Raw genomic sequence first — 22,240 nt, 5'->3', positions numbered from 1 at the left:
GTATAAAAGAGTTGCACCCGGTAACACTGGTTACTGAGGTGATGAGCAAATGAATGAACAAAATAAAAACCAGAACCAAAACCATGAAGAGACACCCAAAACCTTTCAGGGTGGAAGAGCTTCGCGGCCGTCTTCGTGGAAAAAGCTGTTGTCCAAAAGGTGGGCATACCCGGCAGCCTACATTGCCGCAGCAGCCATTATACTAACTTTAGTGTGGGTCTATCAGGATGCCAGCCAGAAGTCTTTCAAACCTGACCCAGCTAGTCCATCGGTACAAAGCACAAGTGTAGTGAATACCGATGTTAACGGACAACAGCCAGAAAGCGTGGAAGTCGTTGCCCAGTCGGAAAATATCGCATGGCCAGTGGCAGATGCTGGCGCAGTACAGGTCGTAAAGCCGTTCTTTGATGAGAATGCGACCGCTGATGAGCAGGCGGCAGCTATGGTAGAGTACGATAAAACATTTACCGCTAACACTGGGATTGATCTTTCCCGGACTGACGATCAGGCGTTTGAAGTAAGAGCCGCCCTGAGTGGCAAAGTATCTCGTGTGGAACAACATCCGCTGGTAGGTAATGTCGTAGAAATTACGCATGATAATAATCTCAAAACGGTGTACCAAAGCTTGAGTGATCTGAAAGTAAAAGAAGGCGATCAAGTGAAACAAAACGATGTGATTGCTTCAGCGGGTCGTAACGAGCTTGAAAAGGATTTGAAAACACATTTGCATTTTGAAGTGTATCAGGATGACAAGCCTGTGAATCCAGCAGGTCTGCTTCCTAAAAAATAAATCTGGTCATGGCTTTGCATGCAAAGCGGGGAATCCATATTCCCTGCTTTTTTCTTGTGTAGTTTTTGTGCATAAGGTAAACATAAGCTGCTTTGGCCAAATAAATAGGCCTTCCGAAGCATGTCTTCCCGCCAAACCGCGAATATATAGGCACGCTCCTCATATAATGTACCAAACTATCCACAGTAGGGAGGCGGGAGCGTGCACGATTACATCAAGGAACGGACCATCAAAATCGGTCGCTGTATCGTGGAAACAAGGAATACGGTCCGTACGATTGCCAAGGAATTTGGTGTCTCCAAGAGCACGGTGCATAAAGATCTGACCGAACGGCTGCCTGAAATCAACCCGGATCTTGCCGATCAGGTGAAGCACATTCTTGAATACCATAAATCCATCCGCCATCTGCGGGGGGGAGAAGCCACGAAAATTAAGTACAAAAAAACGAGTGGCAAACGAAGGGAGATTCTCGTTTCCGGCAAGTCCTAAAAATATATAGTGAATTGGCTGGCAAAGCCATTGAATCAACCCCCTGAAGTATGATATGTTAAAAGATGGTACAAGACGAAAAATGACATGTAACCGTAGGTTTATACATATATTTGCCGCTTCTTGTCGAATCTTAGCTTTTTAAAATATCACTTTGGGGGCCTTTTTAATATGTTCAGTAATGATATCGGTATCGACCTCGGTACGGCCAACGTGCTTATCCACGTCAAAGGGAAGGGGGTTGTTCTTGACGAACCTTCCGTTGTCGCGATAGAAAGCGATACAAAAAGAGTCCTGGCTGTCGGAGAGGAAGCGCGCCGTATGGTGGGACGTACTCCTGGTAATATCATAGCCATCCGTCCATTACGTGATGGTGTCATCGCCGATTTTGAAGTAACAGAAGCGATGTTAAAATATTTTATCAATCGGGTGGGGGGAAAAAGCTGGTACAGCCACCCTCGTATTCTAATTTGTGCGCCAACGAACATTACCTCAGTGGAGCAAAAAGCGATTCGTGAAGCGGCGGAACGTAGCGGGGCCAAGGAAGTATTTTTGGAGGAAGAGCCAAAAGCGGCTGCCATCGGAGCAGGAATGGATATTTTTGAGCCTAGCGGCAACATGGTAGTGGATATTGGCGGCGGAACGACTGACGTTGCAGTCCTCTCTATGGGGGATGTCGTAACAGCTTCTTCCATTAAAATGGCAGGGGACAAATTTGATACAGCCATCATGAAATATGTAAAAACGAAGTACAAGCTTCTGATCGGAGAACGTACGGCTGAAGATATCAAGATTGCTATCGGAACTGTGCATCCGAGTGGACGTCGTGCAGAGATGGACATCCGTGGACGGGATATGGTATCCGGATTGCCCAAAACGTTAAGTATATCTGCAGATGAAGTGCAGGATGCACTTAGAGATCCTGTGTCAGCGATTGTTGCTGCGGCCAAGTTTGTATTGGAGCAGACCCCACCGGAACTGTCAGCTGATATTATTGACCGTGGTGTTATTTTGACTGGTGGCGGTGCCTTGCTTAGCGGATTGGACGAGCTACTTGCTGAAGAACTGCGCGTTCCCGTACTGGTTGCCGAAGATCCGATGCATTGTGTTGTTAAAGGTACAGGAATTATGCTGGATAATTTGGATCATGTGGTTAAGAAAAAGTTCTAATCTGCCGATAGTGACTATAAGAGACTCGTGTGCGGTCAGGCAGGTTGCCTAGCATTTTGGCCTTAGTGCCTCCGCGCGAGCATATGATTTTAGCAGAGTATAGGATTGGGGTGCACGTTACATGTTGAGAGGTTTATATACTGCGGCCGCCGGATTGATGACACAACAACGACGCCATGACACCGTGACGCAAAATATTGCTAATATGAATACGACGGGATACAAACAGGAGAACAGTGTTCAGCGTTCTTTCCCCGAAATGCTTATATCCATGACGGGTGGTAACCCTGATAACCCGGACCGTACGGTCGGCAAGCTCAATACTGGCGTTTTTGCTGAGGAAAGCCTCTCCCCTTACATTCAGGGAGCATTAAAGGACAGTGGACAAGCGACGGATTTTGCGATACAGTCCAATATTAATGTGAACGACCCAGCTACTGGTCAACCTATGGCTTTTGATCAGGCGGGAAAATTCATCAATGCTAACGGTGAAGTCACCTACCGTCCAGAAGCGTTTTTTTCGGTGCGGGACAGTAATGGTAATGTTCGTTATACACGTGATGGGCATTTTCAAGTAAATGGAGCGGGAGCATTGCTTTCATCGACTGGCTCAGCGGTGCTGGATACGAATGGAAAACCAATTCAATTGACCGGGACTGTCTCAGCGCTTAAAGTAAATGAGCGGGGCGAATTGGTAGATAGCCAGTCCAACCAGACGTTGGGGACGACGCTCGGTATTAGTGTCATTGATCGTCCGTATCAGCTCGTTCGTGAGGGTAATGGGAATTTCCGCCTGAATGATACTGATGGTGCTACAGCTAGAATGATGACCGCTAATGATGCTGTATCCGTTCGTCAAGGTTACCTGGAGGTATCTAATGTAGATGCTTCACAGTCGATGGTGGATATGATGGCTGCGTTAAGAGCGTATGAAGCGAATCAGAAGGTAATTCAATTTTATGATAAAAGCTTGGACAAGGCCGTTAATGAAGTAGGCCGTGTATAACAGGGGGTAAGTGATGAACAACTCCATGATTGGTGCAATGGTATCTATGGCCAGTGTGCAGCAGCGTTTGGATTTAATTGCCGATAATATTGCTAATGTCAATACAGTTGGTTATAAGAGTAAACAGGGTTCCTTTGAAGATGTATTGGCCAATGTGAAACAACAGCCTTCAACCTATCTCCAAAATGGACGGGCCATGCCGCTCGGTTATAATTTGGGCTACGGAGTTAGAACGGCCGCAATCATGAAAAATATGGAGCAAGGTCCGCTCAAGGAGACGGGAATTCCTACTGATCTGGCGATCCAGGGTAATGCCATGTTTGAAGTTCAGGGAAATGGGCAAAAAGCTTGGACCCGTGATGGTAGCTTTCATTTTATTCCTGATCCGAATGATAGTGCGACGATGATGTTGACCACTGCTGAAGGCTACTCCGTGCTGGATAACAATGATGTTCCTGTGACTGCTCCAGCGGGTTCCAAGGTGGCTATTAACTCGGATGGCGAATTGCTGATTCGTGCTAATGGAACTGGGGATCCGACAGTTGGTCAGAGAATCAAGCTAATGGATGTACAGCGTCCAGAAGGACTGGAACAGCGGGATGATAACCTGTTCGTGTTGTTGAATGGTGTAACAGAGGCAAATGTATTCGGAGCTGCAGGTGTGGCAGGTGCTGTTCCAGCGGACGTATCTGTGCGTTCCGGTTATCTCGAGGAATCTAATGTGGATTTAGCGGGCGAAATGACGGATATGATGCAAGTTCAGCGGATGTATCAAATGGCGGCACGGGCATTAACTTCTAGCGATACGATGATGAACATGGCCAACAATCTGAGGGCTTAAGGATTTGGTGATGAAAGAAGAACAATCTGATTCCCGTCCGGTGCCTGTAAAGACGAAGTCCCGCTGGCGTACTGCTCGTTATTTCATAGTTCCGTTGCTGCTCCTGTTATCGCTGTTAGGCGGCTTAATTGCAGGATATGTAATTGTAGGTAAGCAAGGGTTGTCAGGCGTATTTGAATGGAGAACCTGGCAGCATGTCATTGATCTTATTTTTGCGCCTTAAGTTTACTTTAAATGAGTGGTGGGCGAGAAAAGGTCGCTTCACGTGCAGATTGTTCTTCCGATTGCTGTTATCCCCAGATTCATTTGATTTTAAAACATTCGATGTTTGAATCCGGGGATAAAGGCAAACGCTGCGCTTCTTCAGAACAATTCTGCCCGCTCCGCTGGCTACCCGCCATCGGGGCCACTCTTATTAAAATAAGCCACCCGCAATTTGTGTGGGAAGTATAGAATAACAAAACCCTGTGCCAGTGGCGCAGGGTTTTGTTATGTCTGCAACGGCACGCATGGATTGCGGCCAATGAAGATCATCGTAGAGGCCTTCGGTTTTGTTTCGTCTTTCGCGACAAGCGAGCATTATTGAAGCGAGCTTTCCTTTTGGGCCAAAAGTAACTTGGCGGAGGGGTTTATTTGAATCTGGAGAAGCGATAGCGTCCGCCTTTGCCCCTAAATTTTAACCTTGCAGGTTTTATAAAATGAAAAAATTAAGGGGCAACAGCGATCGGAAGATCAAAAAAATCACGTAGCCTCCCCCCTTGGCTCAAGTCAAACTTCGCTTCACCCCCATAATAGGAGCAACAAATATGGTACTTCCGCGTAATTTTCTTTTTGCATCTGATAACTGTATAATGATGGGGAAGTTTATAACACTGCGGGGTAAAACCAAGCACGGGCAAAAGGGCTTCTTCCGCCTCAGGTTGCATAACCGGCGGAAAAAGCCCCTTATCTCAACCTCCACTTCTGCAGTAGGTGAAGGATATCTAACATTGTTGCCGCCAAGAGCTGTTTTTATACAGCGTAGGCGGGGTAATATTATGCTTGCAGTAACTCATGATTGATACAGAGTCAGACCTGCAAGCGGGAGGAGTTATTAAGGTAAATGGACAAATTGCAATTGGATGTTAATCAAATTCAGGAGATTATCCCACATCGAGCGCCATTTTTATTGGTGGATCGTATTATTGAGCTGGAGGAAGGGAAAAGAGCAGTAGGCATTAAAAATGTAACGATGAATGAGCCTCATTTCATTGGACATTTTCCGGGGTATCCCGTTATGCCTGGTGTGTTGATTACCGAAGCACTGGCTCAAGTTGGGGCAGTGGCATTACTGCACCTAGAGAGCAATCGTGGCAAAATCGGGTTCTTGGCAGGATTGGATGGTTTCCGTTTCCGAGGACAGGTGGTTCCTGGGGATACGTTGACGCTTGAAGTGGAAATCACTCGTTCCAAAGGCGCATTTGGCAAAGGGAAAGCTACGGCTAAAGTAGGCGATACGGTAGTAGCTGAGGGCGAAATTATGTTTGCTCTATCTGACCCTCCCCAATAAATAAAGCTCTGCCGACATAAGCACGAGGTCTGAACCGAGTGCAAGTGTACATAGAAATCCTGTTTTGATAAACCAAAAATGGAGAGGGGAAATTCCGTATGACGCAGTTGAGTAAAAAAGCATTAGAAGGCATTGAGAGCTGGCTGCAAGACCCTTATATTGATGAAGAAACCAAACAGGAGTTGCGCGCATTGGAAGGCAACGAGCAGGAACTGGAGGATCGCTTTTACAAAGAGCTGGAATTTGGCACAGGCGGTCTGCGTGGAGTGATCGGAGCAGGGAGTAACCGGATGAACCGTTACGTCATTGGACGTGCGACTCAAGGGCTGGCTCGCTATATTTTAGAACAGCATGCTGGTAAAGAAGGCAAACCTTCGGTTGTCATTGCGCATGATTCGCGTCATTTTTCACCAGAGTTTGCACTGGATGCAGCTTTGGTGCTGGCGGGCAATGGTATCGTGGCTAAATTGTTCCCTTCCTTGCGTCCAACGCCACAGCTTTCGTTTAGTGTACGTCATTTGGGAGCCAGTGGAGGGATCGTTGTAACAGCCAGTCACAATCCTCCTGAGTATAATGGATACAAGGTATACAACGATGAAGGGGGTCAGCTTGTTCCTGATCAGGCTGAACAGGTAATTAGTTATATCCGTGAGGTTCCTTCTTTTGCTGACATTCGCAGTCTGACACGTGAGGAAGCAGAGGCACAGGGATTGTTGGTTTGGCTTGGAGAAGAGGAAGATGAAGCGTTTGTAGATACGGTAGCCAGTGTGAGTGTGAACCGTGAGCTGATTGCAGCCGGACCAGGCAAAAACTTCAAAGTTGTGTTTACGCCTCTCCATGGCACTGGAAATGTACCGGTTCGTCGTGTACTGGAGAAAATCGGCTTTGAACAGGTGCATATTGTACCTGAGCAAGAGCTGCCAGATGCTGAATTTTCGACTGTTAAGTCGCCAAACCCGGAAGAACGCGATGCGTTTAAACTGGCAATTGCGCTAGGTGAGAAAATTGGTGCAGATCTGTTGATCGGAACAGACCCTGATGCTGACCGTATGGGTGCAGTTGTGAAAAACCGTGATGGCGAATATGTAGTATTGTCCGGTAATCAGTCTGGTGCGATCATGGTTTACTACTTATTGAATCAGCTGAAAGAAACAGGCAAGCTTCCGAATAATGGGGCTGTTATCAAAACCATCGTAACCAGCGAAATGGGTGCAGTTATTGCCGAACATTTTGGAGCAACCGTGTTTAACACGCTAACTGGCTTCAAGTATATTGGCGAGAAAATGAACCAGTTTGACCAAACTGGCGAGTACACCTACTTGTTTGGCTATGAAGAGAGCTATGGTTATTTGGCAGGGAATTACGCTCGCGATAAGGATGCTGTCTTGGCGGCTATGCTGATCGCTGAAGCTGCTGCTTATTACAGCACACAAGGTAAGACGCTCTATGATGTTTTACAAGAGCTGTACGAGCAGTTTGGCTACTTCCTTGAGAAGCTGGAGTCTCGTACTCTTAAGGGTAAGGATGGAGTAGCACAGATTCAGGGCAAAATGACCGATTGGCGTAGCAACGCGCCTCAAGAGATTGCAGGCGTGAAGGTAGATAAGGTACTGGACTACTCACAAGGTCTGGACGGTCTTCCACAGGAAAATGTACTCAAATTCTTACTGGAGGACGGTTCGTGGTTTTGCCTGCGCCCTTCGGGAACAGAGCCGAAAATCAAAGTATACTTTGCGGTACGCGGTTCCTCGCTATCAGACGCGGAGCAAAGAATCAGCCACCTGGTCGATGCTGTTATGTCTCGCGTAGACGCTTGAGAAAAATCCCTTTATAATAGAATAGGTTAAGGTAATTGGATAAGATATAGTAATCGGTGACCTCTCACGGCAAAGGGCAGTACGCCGTGGAGGTCATTTCTGTATTGCAGAATAACCTGGAAGAGGCTTTGGGGAAAATAGGCTTATTCCGGCAGCGGAGGATTTTGCAAAATTCAATGAGTGACCTACCAAAAGGCTGAGTACGACAAGGTGGGCAGCATTGAATTTTGCAAAATCCCGAATATTAAGGAGGTTCTTTGGTGTATCAGAAATGGCAGTATTGGAATACGGCTTCTCGAAAATGGTTATGGATTTTGGTGGCTGTCGGCTTGCTGGCTTCCATTCCAGTCATCGCCGATCGTGTGAAGACAGAATCCTCGAGTAAAAAAGTAGAGATTGTATTCGATTATCGGGATTTGACGGAGGCAGCCTCGTATCAGGCTCATCCGCAGGACTATCTGAATGAGCAGCTTGACCGCTTACAGCAGGCGGGTGTGAACAGCATGGCGATGTATGAAAGTACGTTGGATGATTTTCGTAAAGCGGGCCGTGTCGTAACCTATACGACTCAGAACGTTGCCGATATGGAAAAACGGCTTTCACCTGCAAATGAGAATTTTACGTATATTGTTTTTGCTGACAAAGAAAATGCGGAGGCATTAAAGCCGTTAATTTTACGTACGTTTACAAGCCTGGACATCAATGTAAAACCTTGGACTTATCAGGGACAGGAAGGGTTAGTTGTGGAAACATCTCCAGAGGATGCGTACCTCAAGCCCATGCAGCCTGACCCGATTGCGATGAAGCAGCTTCGGAGCAAAGGATTTTTTATTGTTCCACGGATGAGCGACAGTCTTCCTTATAACCAGGAGTTGACAGAAGAGATGCTTGCTTCTTTTCAGCAGAATGGTGTAAAACGCATTTTGTTTGAAGGTGATTCAGTCAAAGGCTTCACCGATAACGAGAAAGAGCATAGCTTAGCGGCATTTGCTAAATTGCTGAACAAATACGATATTGGCCTAGCTGCTATCGAAAACTTAAAAAAACCGCAAGCAGGCTTCAATAAGCTCGCTTACGATATCCACTATAACGTTGTGCGTTTATACTCATTGAGCGATAAAGATGCAACGCTGGATGTGGAAACGTTGGCCGATCGTTTTGCTCTGGCTACCAAGGATCGTAATATTCGCATGTTGTATCTGAATACCGCGCCTAGCCGTAGTATTGCTGAAGCCAAGGTGAAGGATTCGGTAGATAACCTGATCCACAGCTTGGATAAGCCGGGTAACGCTGTACAACGGATGGAGAAAAAGGGGTTTGAACTCGGACAGGCTGAACCATTCCAAGTAGTCGATTCGTCCATTCAGCGCTATCTGAAAATGATTGTCGTACTAGGTGCACTGGCATTCTTCTCCATTATGGTGTCCTATTTCGTCCCGGCATTGACTTTGCTGGCATTTGCACTCGGTTTGGTAGGTTCAGCAGGACTTTATGTTTTGAACTCCAGCTTGATGGAGCAAGGTCTAGCCCTACTCGCGGCGATTAGCGGACCAACGGTTGCAATGATCATTGCTGTGCACACGATTAGAATTAAACGTGAACAGGGATCTGAACTTTCTGCAGGTCAGCGTTTGGTTCAAACGCTTATACTGTACGTACGGACAGCGATTTTGTCGCTGGCTGCAGTACCATTTGTTATTGCTCTGTTGAATAATATTGCTTACAGCCTTGTGCTGAACCAATTCAGAGGTGTAAGCTTGCTTCACATTCTGCCGATCTTCTTGGCAGCGATATATATTTTCTTTTATCGTGGCGTTTCTATACGAGAGGAAATTTCCAAGCTGCTACGTACGCCGATTACTGTATTGTGGGTGATCGCATTGGCTGTTATCGCAGCCGCAGGTTATTACTATTTGACTCGTACTGGAAATGCGGGTACAGTGTCGAACACGGAGCTGGCATTCCGGAACTTCCTTGAAAATGCGTTTGGTGTACGTCCACGCAATAAGGAATTTTTGATGGCTCACCCATTGTTTATTGCAGGAGCGTTCCTGAGTTTGAAATATCGCAAAGCAATCTATTTGCTGATTATAGCTGCTATTGGTCAAGCCTCTATGGTGGATACCTTTGCTCACATTCACTCTCCAGCGGCACTGTCGCTTAGTCGCGGGCTGTTAGGATTGGGCTTCGGTCTGGTGCTGGGAATCATCGCAATTGTCGTGTGGCAAGTGCTGGAAGGGTGTTGGAAGAAATGGTCACCACAGCTCAAACGATAATCATCTCGGGTTATTACGGGTTTCACAATAGTGGGGATGAGGCGGTGCTCAAGTCGATTTTGACAGCTTTAGAGGAGGAGAGCCGTCAGGCGGGTATCACGGTCAAGCCTGTTGTTCTATCTTCTGACCCTGCTTGGACACAGAAAATGTACGGAGTAGAAGCTGTACCGCGGATGAGTTTGGGGGAAGTTCGTAGAGCGATTAAAAACAGCGATGGGCTAATAAGTGGCGGCGGGAGTCTGCTCCAGGATGCAACAAGCCCTAAAAGTATTCCGTATTATCTGGCGATTCTGAAACTGGCCCAATGGGCTGGAAAGCCGACATTTGTATATGCTCAGGGCATTGGCCCGGTACAACGGAAGATATTTTATCCTATGATCCGTTCTGTGTTTCAGCGCTGTGAATATGTTTCTGTAAGAGATGAGCAGTCTGCCGCACTACTGGATACTATGAAACTAAAGAACCCGGTTGTCGAAGTTGTTCCTGATCCGGTAATGGGGCTTCCATTGCCCCGAGGTTCCGAGCTGCATAAAGCAGCAACTGAGACTGATCAGGATCAACCTCCGATCGTTGGCGTATCTGTACGTTACTGGGATAAGGAACGCCGCGATTTGAAGGCTATCGCGGAGGGCTTAAAAAAATTAGCTACTGAGCGCCGTGTACACTTACGCTTTTTACCTTTCCATCTGCCTGATGACGAGCAGGCTTCAAGGATGGTAATGGATTTGTTGGGGGATATTAGGGGGACGGGAAGCATTGTAAGCATGTGTGATCAAGTCACCGATCCTCAACAGATGCTTTTGGAAGTCAGTCGTTGCAGTTTGATGATCGGGATGCGATTACACAGCTTGATCTATGCAGCATCCCATCAGGTGCCTCCGTTGGGGATATCCTATGATCCTAAAATTGATCATTTCCTCAGCCGTGTCGGTAGCCAGCCTGTAGGCACTACAGAGGCACTGGATGGACAAAAACTGGCTAATGAGTCTATGCGGTTGCTGGATCAGCGAAGTCAATGGATCGAGAGCCAGGGAGCGGCCATTGCTTTGTTAAAAAGTGAGGCTCGCTTACCGGCGCAGCATATCGTTAATTACTTGTGTCGCAAAGGATGATGGATACAGTGACAGTTGATAAGGTTACGAATGTGCCTACCGTCCCGATTTTCGGTGTTCCGGTATCAAGGCTTAATATGAAAGATACATTAAATGTATTAATTCAAGCAGTGGAGTCTCGCCGGCCCCATCAAGTGATCACTGCCAATCCGATAATGGTAATGGCAGCATTGGAAGATCCAGTGTACATGAACGTGATGAAACAGGCGGAGCTGATTGTCCCGGATGGGACCGGCGTAGTGTGGGCTGCAAACTATGTAGGACATCCTGTACCTGAGCGTGTAGCGGGCTTTGACTTGTTACATGAATTACTTGCAGCTGGCGAAAACTATCATTGGAAGGTTTATTTACTGGGATCAACATCTGAGGTGATTCAAGCGACCGCAAAGCGGGTACATGAGCTTTATCCCGCAATTACGGTTTGTGGCAAGCGTGATGGTTTTTTTGGACCAAAAGAGGATGAAGCCGTAATTGCAGCTATTCGTGAAGCAAATCCTGATTTATTGTTTGTAGCACGTGGAGCGGACACACAGGAACCCTGGATTGGTAAATATAAGGAAAAGTTGGGTGTACCGGTGATGATGGGGGTTGGCGGCAGCTTCGATGTTATATCAGGCAGAACCAAACGCGCACCTAAATTGTTTCAAAAGCTACGGGCTGAATGGTTATATAGACTCCTCAAAGAGCCAAGCCGTTACAAAAGAATGCTTGCGCTGCCGAAATTCGCCGCGAAAGTGATGCGCGAAAAAGAAAACGTCACAAAAGTGTGATAAATAGCTTGAATCTGCCTCCAAAACCCGCTAATTTGCCAGAATATGAAGCTTGGTATTTATTTTTGATCAGAGTATAATTCAATGCGGTTACATCTGAAAAGGGATTGCTTTAAAATTGGGGGTCGAATGATCAAATGTTATTGATCTATATTATTGGGTTCATCATGGCACTGGGACTTGCGCTGTTACTGACACCGCTCGTCAAGAAATTCGCTGTGAAGGTTGGAGCCGTCGATGTACCGAATGCCCGAAAAGTACATACCCGAATTATGCCGCGTCTTGGCGGACTGGGAATTTTCTTGGCATTTCTGTTGTCCTTATTGGCGGTGTTACCTTTTGTGCCTGACGGAATGCTGTCCTCTCGGGATATTAACTTTATCGCAGCCTTTCTGATTGGCGGTACGCTGATTACACTGATTGGTGCTCTCGATGATCGTTTCGATCTCAATGCAAAATTGAAATTTTTGGCTCAAATTGCCGTTGCGTGTATGGTCGTGTTTGCTTTTGATATTCGTGTAGATTTTGTAAATGTACCTTTTCAGGATGCATACTCATCTTTGGAAAGCTGGATTTCCATTCCACTTACGATTTTTTGGATCGTAGGTGTAACGAATGCCATCAATTTGATTGACGGTCTGGATGGACTGGCTGCAGGTGTCTCAGGCATTGCGATTGGAACTATTTTTGTGATGTCGATATTGATGGGTAATTACATGGTAGCTATGCTTTGTCTTGTGCTGCTGGGCAGTATTATCGGATTCCTATTTTTTAACTTTCATCCTGCAAAAATATTTATGGGTGATACAGGGTCATTATTTTTAGGTTTCTGTTTGGCCATGCTATCCATGCTTGGTTTCAAGCAAATTGCTATCGTATCTTTTATTACGCCATTGATTATTATCGGTGTACCATTGTCAGATACATTCTTTGCTATCATTCGTCGCAAGTTGCAGAAAAAACCGATTTTCTCTCCGGATAAAGGTCATTTGCATCACTGCCTACGCGAACTAGGTTTCAGTCACAGACAGACGGTGTTGATTATCTACGGTATTGCTGCATTTTTCGGTGTATTGGCCGTGATTCAATCGTCTGCTGCGCTTAATGAAGCGAACTGGGTCACCTTTGTCGTGATTTGTATTATGATGTTCTTCCTACAGATCGGTGCAGAGGTTATTGGTCTTGTTGGCAAAACCAAACGCCCAGTTATTAACACACTGATTCGGTTGTTGGCTAAGCCAGATTCCCAAACGCGTTCAAAATTATAATTTTAATTTAAAAGTAAGCCTTCAAGCTTGGCGGTATACCGCGGGTTTGGAGGCTTTTTTGATGTTTGCTGTAAAAAAACTCCCTCCTTTTTTGAGAATTTACTAATTTTTTGTATGTTTACTACCGATAAAAAAAGTATTGAATGATTACGTACCCCAAGGTGCGACAGAATCAAAGGAGGACAATGATTTGAAACGATTGCTATCCATGTTGCTGACGGTTGGTCTCATCATTGGCTTGGTGCCGGCGGCCCTGGTAGGTACGGCTCATGCTGCGACAGGAACTTATTTCATTTTTCCAAATGAGAAGTATGATGCGGATTCGGCCAGATCGGTGAACACCGACCGTATTACAGTTAACGGTACGATTAACGGAGTGAACGGAAGCACGATATCATATAGTGTATTCCAGCTCTCTAAAAATGGAACGACCCTTAATGTGGTGAATAAAAATGAGAGTCAAAAAGGCGGAATTACGGTCAGTGGCTCTACACTTCAAATTACAGACATCAAACTGTTTCCTGGTTTGAACCGAATTACATTCCAAAGTAGCCAAAACTCGGCTGAGATGAAGGATTCTATTTACGTAGAGTACCAGGATGGACCCAAGGTTTATGATCTGTCTGCTACGCTGAATGGTGAAACAGAGCAATTAGTAGAGAACCAGACAGCTGTGTTAACAGACGCTCGCAATAGCGGTACGGATGATGTTAAAGTAGTCATTCAAGGTACGGCGCCTAATGCCGACAGTGTAACGCTTACGTCTGCAAAAAGCAGTAATACGTATAATGTATCCTCTTACACTGGCTATAAACTAACAGGTAGTGTTGTACTCAGTCCAGGTAAAAATATAGTGAATATTAAAGTGAATAACGGAACTCAGGCTCTTACAGTTACACGTGAAATTACGATTTATACGGGAAAACCGGAATTCTCTGATTTGACCTTGAACAAGGATGGGAATGTTTCTGCCGATCTGACCACTTCGCCTGACTTTACCGTATCGTCTACAAGTGGTGTGGTTTTAAAAGGTAATGTTTTGGTGCCAGGCGGTCCAACCGATCCAGGAGTTGCCACAATCAATGCGCGTTTTACCGATGTGAGTAACAATGGTAGCGCTGTGGGTAGTGCGACTGGAGTTGATGCCACAATTGATACTGCAAATGTGGTTACATCAAATGGTTATAAAGTATATCCATTTCAGGTGACTGTACCTTCAGAAGCTGTTATTGATCATTTGACCAGGGCATCTCTGGGCATAACCTATACGGATAGCAGTACACCTCCAGCTCCATCGGCTGTCCAATTTACATTGCGCAGCAGCACTCAGCCGTATATTGATGATATTAACTATCTTCCTGATTTTAATAATCAATTGTTGAGCAGAATTAAGGGAAGCGGGTCTGATCAAGCAGCTGCTATAGATGAAGCTCTGAAATTAACAGGTAGCTCTATGAAGAACAAGACTACAGATGCTGCATCTGTACCTGTAGGTATGGAGTTTATCGTTGTTAATGGTGCACCTTCTTCGATTAGTGAGCTTTCCGGAGTAACGATTAATATTGTAGGGTCGCCTCAAGATGTGATTCGGACAATCAATGGTAAGTCAACGCAAGTGAAGAAAATTGTTGCTTATGTAGACACTTTGCCTAAAGAAGGACAAAATGTACTGAATTTTTATCTGAATGGTGACTCAACTAAGTTCATTAAAGCAACGGTGAATCTGTTGCAGGGTCCGTTTATGAAATACGACACGATTTATGATGGGCAACAAATCCCGTTGAATACATCCAGCTCAAACTTGAATACCTATAAATTGACTCAGCTGGGCAACTTTAAAGGTAAATTGCTTGATGTGAGCAACGCAGCAGATATTCATTACACTGGAAGTAACCGAAATGTATTCCTGTATATTAATAATGTATTGGTTGATTTGGATGGTTCAGGAGCGGACTTCAAGCTTGCTGCTTCCTCTGAGACAGCCGCAGCCAATGCCTTGGCGAACGGGAATAATGAAATCAAGTTTGTATACAAGCCAGGTATTGAGTATAGCAATACGGTAAAAGTAAACTTTACACAGACGAATATTCCAGTAATTCCTGTTCCCAACACACAAGGAATCATCCCTTTTACACCAGTTAGCGGCTTGAGCAATACGCCGAAATATAGCGAAATTGCTCCGAAATCAAAAGATGCTAATTTCACCAAAGTGGATGATACTAACTACAATACATCTCTGAAAAATATCAATGTATTTGGTACTTTCAGTATTGCTGATTTGGGTAAAGCAGATCAGGTAAATGGTTCGTTAAGTGATATTGCTAATAAAGATCAATATATTTTGGAGATTAAGGGATCGGATGACAGTGAAGTCAACTGGACGTTGAGTAACGAGTTTTTCTCAGCAGAAGATGCTAAGACAACATACAATTCCGGTTCTACTACAGATAAATTTACAAATAAAGATTTAAAAGACCTGCTTGTGTACTACCATCCGGACAAAAAGTATTTCAGCTTTGTGTTGAAAAACCAAACTATTTCGCAAGATGGAACACCAGTAGCTTATAACATTACCTTGTACAATAGCGGCAAGAGCGGACCATTTGCTACTTTCCGACTGCAAGTATCAGGTCAATCTACATCTTTTGATATTTTGCGTCCGCTCCCTGAAAAGAGAATCGTGAATCAAAACTTTGTGCAAGTTGTTGTGAACGCAGGTAACGCAGATAGTGTTATGGTAGGTAAGGAAAAAGCGGTTCAAGAAGGATTTGATTCTGACTATGATGGTACCGTTGATTACCCATCAACTTACAAAGCCATCGTAACAGGTCTAAAAGCCAACAAAGATAATAAAATTGACGTAGTGGTTACAGTAGGCAAAGAAAAACTGAAACAGACCATTACTGTTAAATATGTGCCTACAAATATTCCTGGCGAGCAGTACATGGAAGCGATGAAAACATCGCACAAAGTGTTCGATGGTAATCTTACACTTGCTTTTGCGAAGGGAACGAGTCTAATTCGCCGGGATTACGATCAACCACAGCAATTCAAAAACCAGGTTTTCTCTGGGCATACTTTGTACTTTGCGATAGCAAATAGCGAAGATGGTGTGGTAGACCGTCATGAATTTGAAACTGAAAAAGCATTGTCCGATATGCGGAGCTTGATTGCAGACGGAAGTAGATACTTCAACCGGGATTTCCCAAGTCGTTTTACCAAGTCCAGTCCAGTATTCTGGATTGACCCAGGTACCGCAGATGATATCAAAACGGATGCTTACGATCCAGTGACATATGGTGCTGATCCTTATCAATTGGCTAACAAGTCGCAAAATGACAGCAGCAAGATCAAAAACTTCTACTGGCGTGACCCATCTAACGAGTTAGTACCTTCCAAGCGTGCTACATTGACGCTGACGTATGATAGTAGTATTGCTCAAGATGCAGGGAAACAAATGTCGGTGTTCTATTTTGATTCTGATCTTAAAGACTGGCAGAACATTGGTGGTGTGGTGGATCCGAAAAAACACACCATTAAAGTACCGTTTGATCGTTTCGGTTACTATGTAGTTGCTAAAGTTGGAGAAACGTATAGTGATGTCATTAAGCACAAATACGCCAGAGATTACATCGAAGCCATTTTGGCTAAAGGTGTCATGAACCCAATGGATCCAATTAATAGCTTTGGACCCGACAGCTACATTAAAAGAGGCGAATTTACGTCTATGATCGTCAAAGGTCTGCAAATTCCGCTTAATTTCAGCGGAGCGAAGCATTTTGACGACGTGTCTATTCCAAATACGATATCAGCAGATGCGCTCTATGATTATCGTTATATTGAAACAGCTGCACGCGCTGGTATTGTCAAAGGTTCGCAACCAAGAATCTTTATGCCGGAAGATGTAATCACACGCCAAGATGCAGCAGTCATTATCGCTAAGGCATTGAATTTGAAGCTTGAAACAGATCATGACAAGATCATGAAGAATCTGTCTAAGACCTTTAAAGATGCGGACAAAATTGATTACTATGCACAGGCATCTGTGTTGGCTATTGCCAAGAAAGGCTTTATTACGGGTTCACCTGTTGATGCAAGCGATCTGAAAAAAGGATATATGTTTAATCCTACTTCCCTGACCTTGCGTGGAGATGCAGCCATTATTGTAGCTAAAGTTATGGCTGATAAAAAGCTGCTTCCTAAAATCTAATTAACAAAACACCTGAAATTATTAAACATCCCTCCATGCGAAATGGAAATTCCCTTTCATATACATGAGAGGGATGTTTTTTATAAATCAGCTATTTGACTGGAATTAAGGGCCTATGCCATAATATCAATGAGGTAAGAACTTTGGATTAGCCTTACAACGTTTTTTATTTTGGATTTAGCTTAAACGTCTGTAATTAATTTCTTTTTTTTAAGCTTTTATCTCAAAATGTGTTTATTATTTTTTTATATGTTTTTTTTGCGCATTTATCTGAAACTTTACGCTTATTTCATCGTAGTAGTGGATGTGTGTGCTTAAATATTACATAGAGAAGTGAGTGGGGAGTGATGAGATGTCTCAGTTTTCAATACGCCGTCCTGTAACAGTATTTATGTTAATTATTGCTTTGCTAATCGGGGGCGGTATTTTTTCGTTAAGGCTTCCTGTCGAGCAGATGCCGGATATGAAGTTGCCTATCGCTGTGGTAGCGACCAGTATTCCGAACTCGACACCAACGGAAGTTGAGGAATTGGTGACCAAACCTATTGAAAAGAGTCTGGCTTCTATTGAGAATGTAGATACGATCCAGTCCGAATCTTCAGAAGGATCATCTATGGTCATCATTCAATTTAATTGGGGAGTAGATATCAATCAAGCAACCCTCGACATGCGAGATAAAATTGATGGAGTTCGAGGATCTCTTCCAAAGGCGGCAAATTCGCCGCGCGTACTTAAATTGGATCTTAATGCAACGCCGGTTATTACACTCTCCTTTACAGGGGACCAGGATGTTAACAAGCTGAAGCCTATTGCTAAGGATATTATTCAGCCGCGACTTGAAAGAATTGCGGGAGTAGCTTCAGTCAGCATGTCAGGCGGGCAAGAACGGCTTGTGAAGATTACTGTAGATCAAGCCAAGCTTCAAAGCTATGGTATTACGCTGGATCAAATCAGCCAAGCGCTATCGTCTAATAACGTAGCGGGTTCTGCTGGTTCAGTATACCGAGGCAATACAGAAATCCAACTTCGGGTTCAGGGTGAATATAAAGCTGTTTCAGAAATGGGTGAAACGCCAATTCCAGTAGGGAAGGGGAGCGTTAAGCTAAAGGACATTGCGACAGTTGAAGATTCCTTGGATGATGTTACAACCATTTCTACTTTTAATGGAAAGCCAAGTGTCAATATTTCTGTTACTAAAGCCACAGGGGGGAATACCCTCTCAATCGCCAATTCTGTAAAGGATAGTTTAGATTCGATACGGAAGGAATTGCCTCAGGGAACTCAATTAGAGATGGTAACAGATGCTTCGAAACCGATTAGCGACTCCGTACACTCACTAGTAGAGCATGCTATATTGGGGCTTATTATCGCAGCCATTGTATTACTTTTATTTTTGAACAGTATACGTTCTACCATTATTGCTGCTATCGTTATTCCAATTTCCTTCGTAGCTACGTTTATGATGATGTATTTCACCGGACAAACCATTAATGTTATTTCATTGAGCGGTTTGCTTCTGGGGTTAGGATCGTTTGTCGACTTTGCTGTTGTTATTATTGAGAATATTTTTAGACAACGACATGAAGGGAAAAGCATGCTACAAGGGGCTATTGATGGCTCCAAGCAGGTGGGTAATGCCGTTATGGCATCTGCACTTGCGCAGATCGTAGTATTTTTACCAGTTGTTTTTGTTGATGGAATAGCGGGAGTTCTATTTAAACCGTTGGCGTTAACAGTTATTTTCTCTCACATTGCAGCCTTGGTCGTATCCCTTCTGATTGTGCCGATGCTCGGTTCACGTTGGCTACCTACCATACCAGATGAATCCATATACTCTTCAGGTACTTATAAGGGTGTTAACCCTATTGTGTGGTTTAATATTGGCTTCGAGAAATTTAAGGGTGGGTATCGCCGTATACTGAAGTGGGGAATCAACCATAGAAAATCTGTGTTAATCATTACTTTATTAATGTTCGTGGCAGCTGGGGCTCTAGTTCCTTTCGTTAAGGCTGAATTTATCCCAGCATCCGATACTGGGGAATTCACAGTTAATGTGAAACTTCCTAATGGAACGGTCTTGGAAGAAACGGAAAAGGTTGTTCAAGATATAGAAAAAGAAATATTGAAAGTTCCTGATTTGGATAAAATGACAGTGACAGTTGGGTCTGGTGGCAATTCGGCCTTTTCAGGTGCAACTCCAACCAACTCGGCAGATTTAAGTGTTACGCTCAAGGATGGGCATCAGCCAACAGATGTTGTAGTTGAGGGCCTTCGTAAGAAATTTGATAGTATTCCGGATGCAGAGATTACACTGACGTCCACAACAGGCCTTTCAAGCGGTGCGGCTGTTAACATTAATCTAAAAGGTGACGATATTGACGTCCTGAGAGAACTCTCGGACAATCTCGTTGCGGACGTGAAAAAAATACCGGGTACGGTCAATGTGAAAAGTAGCTTGAGTGCCGTTCGCGAAGAATATGAGATTACCGTTAATCGGGAGCTTGCGAGTCGATATGGCTTATCAGCAACTCAAATCTTATCTGCAGTGAATACTTCTTTTAATGGATCAGTCGCCACAAGCTATCGTACAGGTGAAGATCAGATTGATGTGAAGATATCATTGCCAGAGCAAAATCGCCACGATTTGTCAAATCTACAAGCCTTGCGGATTACCACTCCACAAGGTATTGATGTACCTTTGTCTTCCGTAGTAAGTATTGATAAACGGACTGTACCCGATACTGTTACTCGTGAAGACCAGACACGTCAAGTACAGATTTCTGCTGATATTGATGGATCAGGGGACATTCTAACCGTCAAACAGAAAATAGATGCTCTTTTGAAGAGTACTCACTTCCCAGAAGGCTACAGTGCAGATACGGGTGGTGGGCAAACTGAACAAATGATGGAGTCTTTTATAAACTTAGGGATAGCTATTCTGCTATCTGTAGTTCTGATTTATATGGTTATGGCAGGACAGTTTGAATCTCTGCTCACACCGTTTGTTATTATGTTTTCCGTTCCACCTACGGTAATTGGTGTGCTTATCGGTTTAGCTGTAACCGGGGCGAGTCTTAGCGTTTCAGCTTTGACGGGTTACATCATGCTCGTCGGTTTGGTCGTCAACAATGCCATAGTTATGATTGACTTTATAATTCAGCTCCGAAAAGACGGCCAAGATCGGGATGAAGCTATTATTCATGGAGCGTCTGAGCGGTTGCGTCCGATTTTGATGACCACGCTGGCTACTGTACTAGCTTTGATCCCAATGGCATTCGCTACAGGAGAGGGTAACGAAACACAAGCACCGATGGCAGTTGTTGTTGTATTCGGGTTATCCTTCGCAGCTGTTATTACATTGATTCTTATTCCGGTAGTCTACGTCATCATGGATAATATGATACAAAAACGTAAGAATCGGAAATTAAAAAGACAAGCGAAGAGAGAATTAAAAAAAGAAGCGAAACTACAAAAAAGTGTTCATATATAAGGTGAGGTGGAGAAACATAATGAATAAAAAAAGTGCTCTGATTGCTACAACTTTGCTTTTATCAGTTGCATTAGCTGGTTGCGGTGGGGGAGAGGCCCCTGCCGCACCGACTACGGCGCAGCAAGCCATTCCAGTTCAAGTAGCAAAAGTGGCTAAAGGTAGTATTAACGATTCAACAGGTATTATTGGAAGCTTTGCTCCCAAAGAGACAGCTCAGGTGTCTCCGAAAATTAGTGGTAAAATTCAAAGTATTAACCTTACAGTGGGCCAAAAAGTAAATAAAGGCGACACATTGTTTACTATAGACCAAAAGGACTTGCAAGACTCGATTAAGCAATCCCAGGAGTCTTACCAGGTTGCCCTGGCCAATTTAAAACAAGCAGAGTCAGGTGCAGCGCAATCGGTACAGCAGGCAGAATCCAGCGTGGATCAAGCCAAAAGTGCGCTTGTCCAGCAAGACAACACTATCACCCAAGCTCAGACCAGTCTGGTCGATGCTCAGAGTTCCGTGCGTGATGCTCAAAATACGCTCAACCGCAACCAACAGTTGTTTAGTGCGGGTGCTCTATCTCAATCTGAGTTAGAGCAGTCTCAAATAGCGCATAGAAGGGCTTTAACTGCAGTGGAGAATGCACAGATCACACTTCACAATGCACAAACGTCCAAGCAAAGTGCGCAAACAACATATAGCAATGCTCAAAAATCATTACGTCTTGCCCAACAGAAAACAGGCATTGACGTAGCTCGTGCTTCTGTCAATCAAGCTAAGTCCAGTTTAGACACAGCACGTAGCCAACTGGTGGATACTGTGGTCAAAGCTCCGATTTCCGGTACGATATCGGTAGTAACAGGAACCCAGGGGCAAATGGTTAGTGCACAATCCGCGGTTGCTACAATAGCAAATACCAATCCTATTATTGCTAAAGTTAACGTTTCTGAATCTGAGCTTCTCAAGATGCAGGTGGGTTCATCTGTGACTGTAGGCGTGGACTCGTTAAATAAGCGAATTGAGGCCAAAGTATCGGCTGTCAATCCGGTAATGGATAATGATCTGAAGGCATACCCTGTTGAGGTATCAGTTCCTAATGGTTCTGGCGAATTAAAATCAGGGATGGTTGTAACTGTATACATGAAATCAGAAGCTCCTAAAAACATTTTGGTATCGCAGGATGCCATTACGGAGCAGGCAGGGAAAAAGTATGCTTATGTAGTGGAAGGAACAGTGGCTAAGCGGGTAGAGGTACAGACAGGCCAGGAAAGTGCCAAACAGGTTGAGGTAACCAAGGGGCTTGCTGAAGGACAAAATGTTGTCGTTAAGGGCGTTAGTCTGCTTACGGATGGCGCGAAGATTAATGTAGTGAAGTAATTTGTCACGGCTATATTTACGTAAATCACTGTTACTCCGTCATTTCTACTACTTAAAGTGTATTAGAGTATTAGATTTCAAGGGAA

15 protein-coding genes are annotated in these 22,240 nt (G+C 44.4%); all 15 read left to right on the top strand.

Annotated elements, in window-relative coordinates:
• Window positions 1–49: 49 nt before the first annotated feature.
• On the top strand, window positions 50–790 hold the full coding sequence (locus ACYCS5_RS12260; RefSeq protein WP_459761124.1) for a peptidoglycan DD-metalloendopeptidase family protein: 741 nt from the start codon (window positions 50–52) through the stop codon (window positions 788–790).
• A 201-nt stretch (window positions 791–991) separates the two neighbouring features.
• Window positions 992–1,279, top strand: coding sequence for a sporulation transcriptional regulator SpoIIID (spoIIID, locus tag ACYCS5_RS12255; RefSeq protein ID WP_007432737.1), 288 nt, complete (start codon window positions 992–994; stop codon window positions 1,277–1,279).
• 171 nt (window positions 1,280–1,450) lie between these two features.
• The gene (gene mreB / locus ACYCS5_RS12250) at window positions 1,451–2,449 is read left to right on the top strand and encodes a rod shape-determining protein (RefSeq protein ID WP_023990703.1); all 999 of its coding nucleotides are present in this window, start codon (window positions 1,451–1,453) and stop codon (window positions 2,447–2,449) included.
• A 121-nt stretch (window positions 2,450–2,570) separates the two neighbouring features.
• Window positions 2,571–3,455 (top strand): flagellar hook-basal body protein, encoded by an 885-nt coding sequence (locus ACYCS5_RS12245; protein WP_459761123.1) that lies wholly within the window; start codon window positions 2,571–2,573, stop codon window positions 3,453–3,455.
• A gap of 13 nt (window positions 3,456–3,468) precedes the next feature.
• Complete coding sequence (locus tag ACYCS5_RS12240; protein ID WP_029514612.1) at window positions 3,469–4,296, top strand: flagellar hook-basal body protein; 828 nt, start codon at window positions 3,469–3,471, stop codon at window positions 4,294–4,296.
• A 10-nt stretch (window positions 4,297–4,306) separates the two neighbouring features.
• Complete coding sequence (locus ACYCS5_RS12235) at window positions 4,307–4,519, top strand: DNA-directed RNA polymerase subunit beta (protein WP_069010007.1); 213 nt, start codon at window positions 4,307–4,309, stop codon at window positions 4,517–4,519.
• Window positions 4,520–5,398: 879 nt separating this feature from the next.
• The gene (fabZ, locus tag ACYCS5_RS12230) at window positions 5,399–5,845 is read left to right on the top strand and encodes a 3-hydroxyacyl-ACP dehydratase FabZ (RefSeq protein WP_013312312.1); all 447 of its coding nucleotides are present in this window, start codon (window positions 5,399–5,401) and stop codon (window positions 5,843–5,845) included.
• Between the two features lie 98 nt (window positions 5,846–5,943).
• On the top strand, window positions 5,944–7,662 hold the full coding sequence (locus ACYCS5_RS12225; RefSeq protein WP_318627936.1) for a phospho-sugar mutase: 1,719 nt from the start codon (window positions 5,944–5,946) through the stop codon (window positions 7,660–7,662).
• A gap of 260 nt (window positions 7,663–7,922) precedes the next feature.
• A complete protein-coding gene (locus ACYCS5_RS12220) occupies window positions 7,923–9,938 on the top strand; it encodes a DUF5693 family protein (protein WP_459761122.1) in 2,016 nt (671 codons plus the stop codon).
• Window positions 9,914–11,050 (top strand): polysaccharide pyruvyl transferase CsaB, encoded by a 1,137-nt coding sequence (csaB, locus tag ACYCS5_RS12215; RefSeq protein ID WP_459761121.1) that lies wholly within the window; start codon window positions 9,914–9,916, stop codon window positions 11,048–11,050. Before ACYCS5_RS12220 ends, csaB begins: the two co-directional genes overlap by 25 nt.
• An 8-nt stretch (window positions 11,051–11,058) precedes the next feature.
• Window positions 11,059–11,820 (top strand): WecB/TagA/CpsF family glycosyltransferase, encoded by a 762-nt coding sequence (locus ACYCS5_RS12210; RefSeq protein WP_029514607.1) that lies wholly within the window; start codon window positions 11,059–11,061, stop codon window positions 11,818–11,820.
• 137 nt (window positions 11,821–11,957) lie between these two features.
• Window positions 11,958–13,088, top strand: coding sequence for a glycosyltransferase family 4 protein (locus ACYCS5_RS12205; RefSeq protein WP_029514606.1), 1,131 nt, complete (start codon window positions 11,958–11,960; stop codon window positions 13,086–13,088).
• 190 nt (window positions 13,089–13,278) lie between these two features.
• Entirely contained in the window at window positions 13,279–17,298 is a 4,020-nt protein-coding gene (locus tag ACYCS5_RS12200) for an S-layer homology domain-containing protein (RefSeq protein ID WP_459761120.1), read from the top strand.
• 352 nt (window positions 17,299–17,650) lie between these two features.
• A complete protein-coding gene (locus ACYCS5_RS12195; protein WP_029514604.1) occupies window positions 17,651–20,788 on the top strand; it encodes an efflux RND transporter permease subunit in 3,138 nt (1,045 codons plus the stop codon).
• 19 nt (window positions 20,789–20,807) lie between these two features.
• Complete coding sequence (locus tag ACYCS5_RS12190) at window positions 20,808–22,154, top strand: efflux RND transporter periplasmic adaptor subunit (protein ID WP_029514603.1); 1,347 nt, start codon at window positions 20,808–20,810, stop codon at window positions 22,152–22,154.
• Window positions 22,155–22,240 lie beyond the last annotated feature (86 nt).

Source organism: Paenibacillus sp. SEL3 (assembly GCF_054602585.1).
The sequence above is the reverse complement of the archived record's forward strand: the minus strand, read 5'-3'. Positions and strand labels throughout refer to the sequence as shown.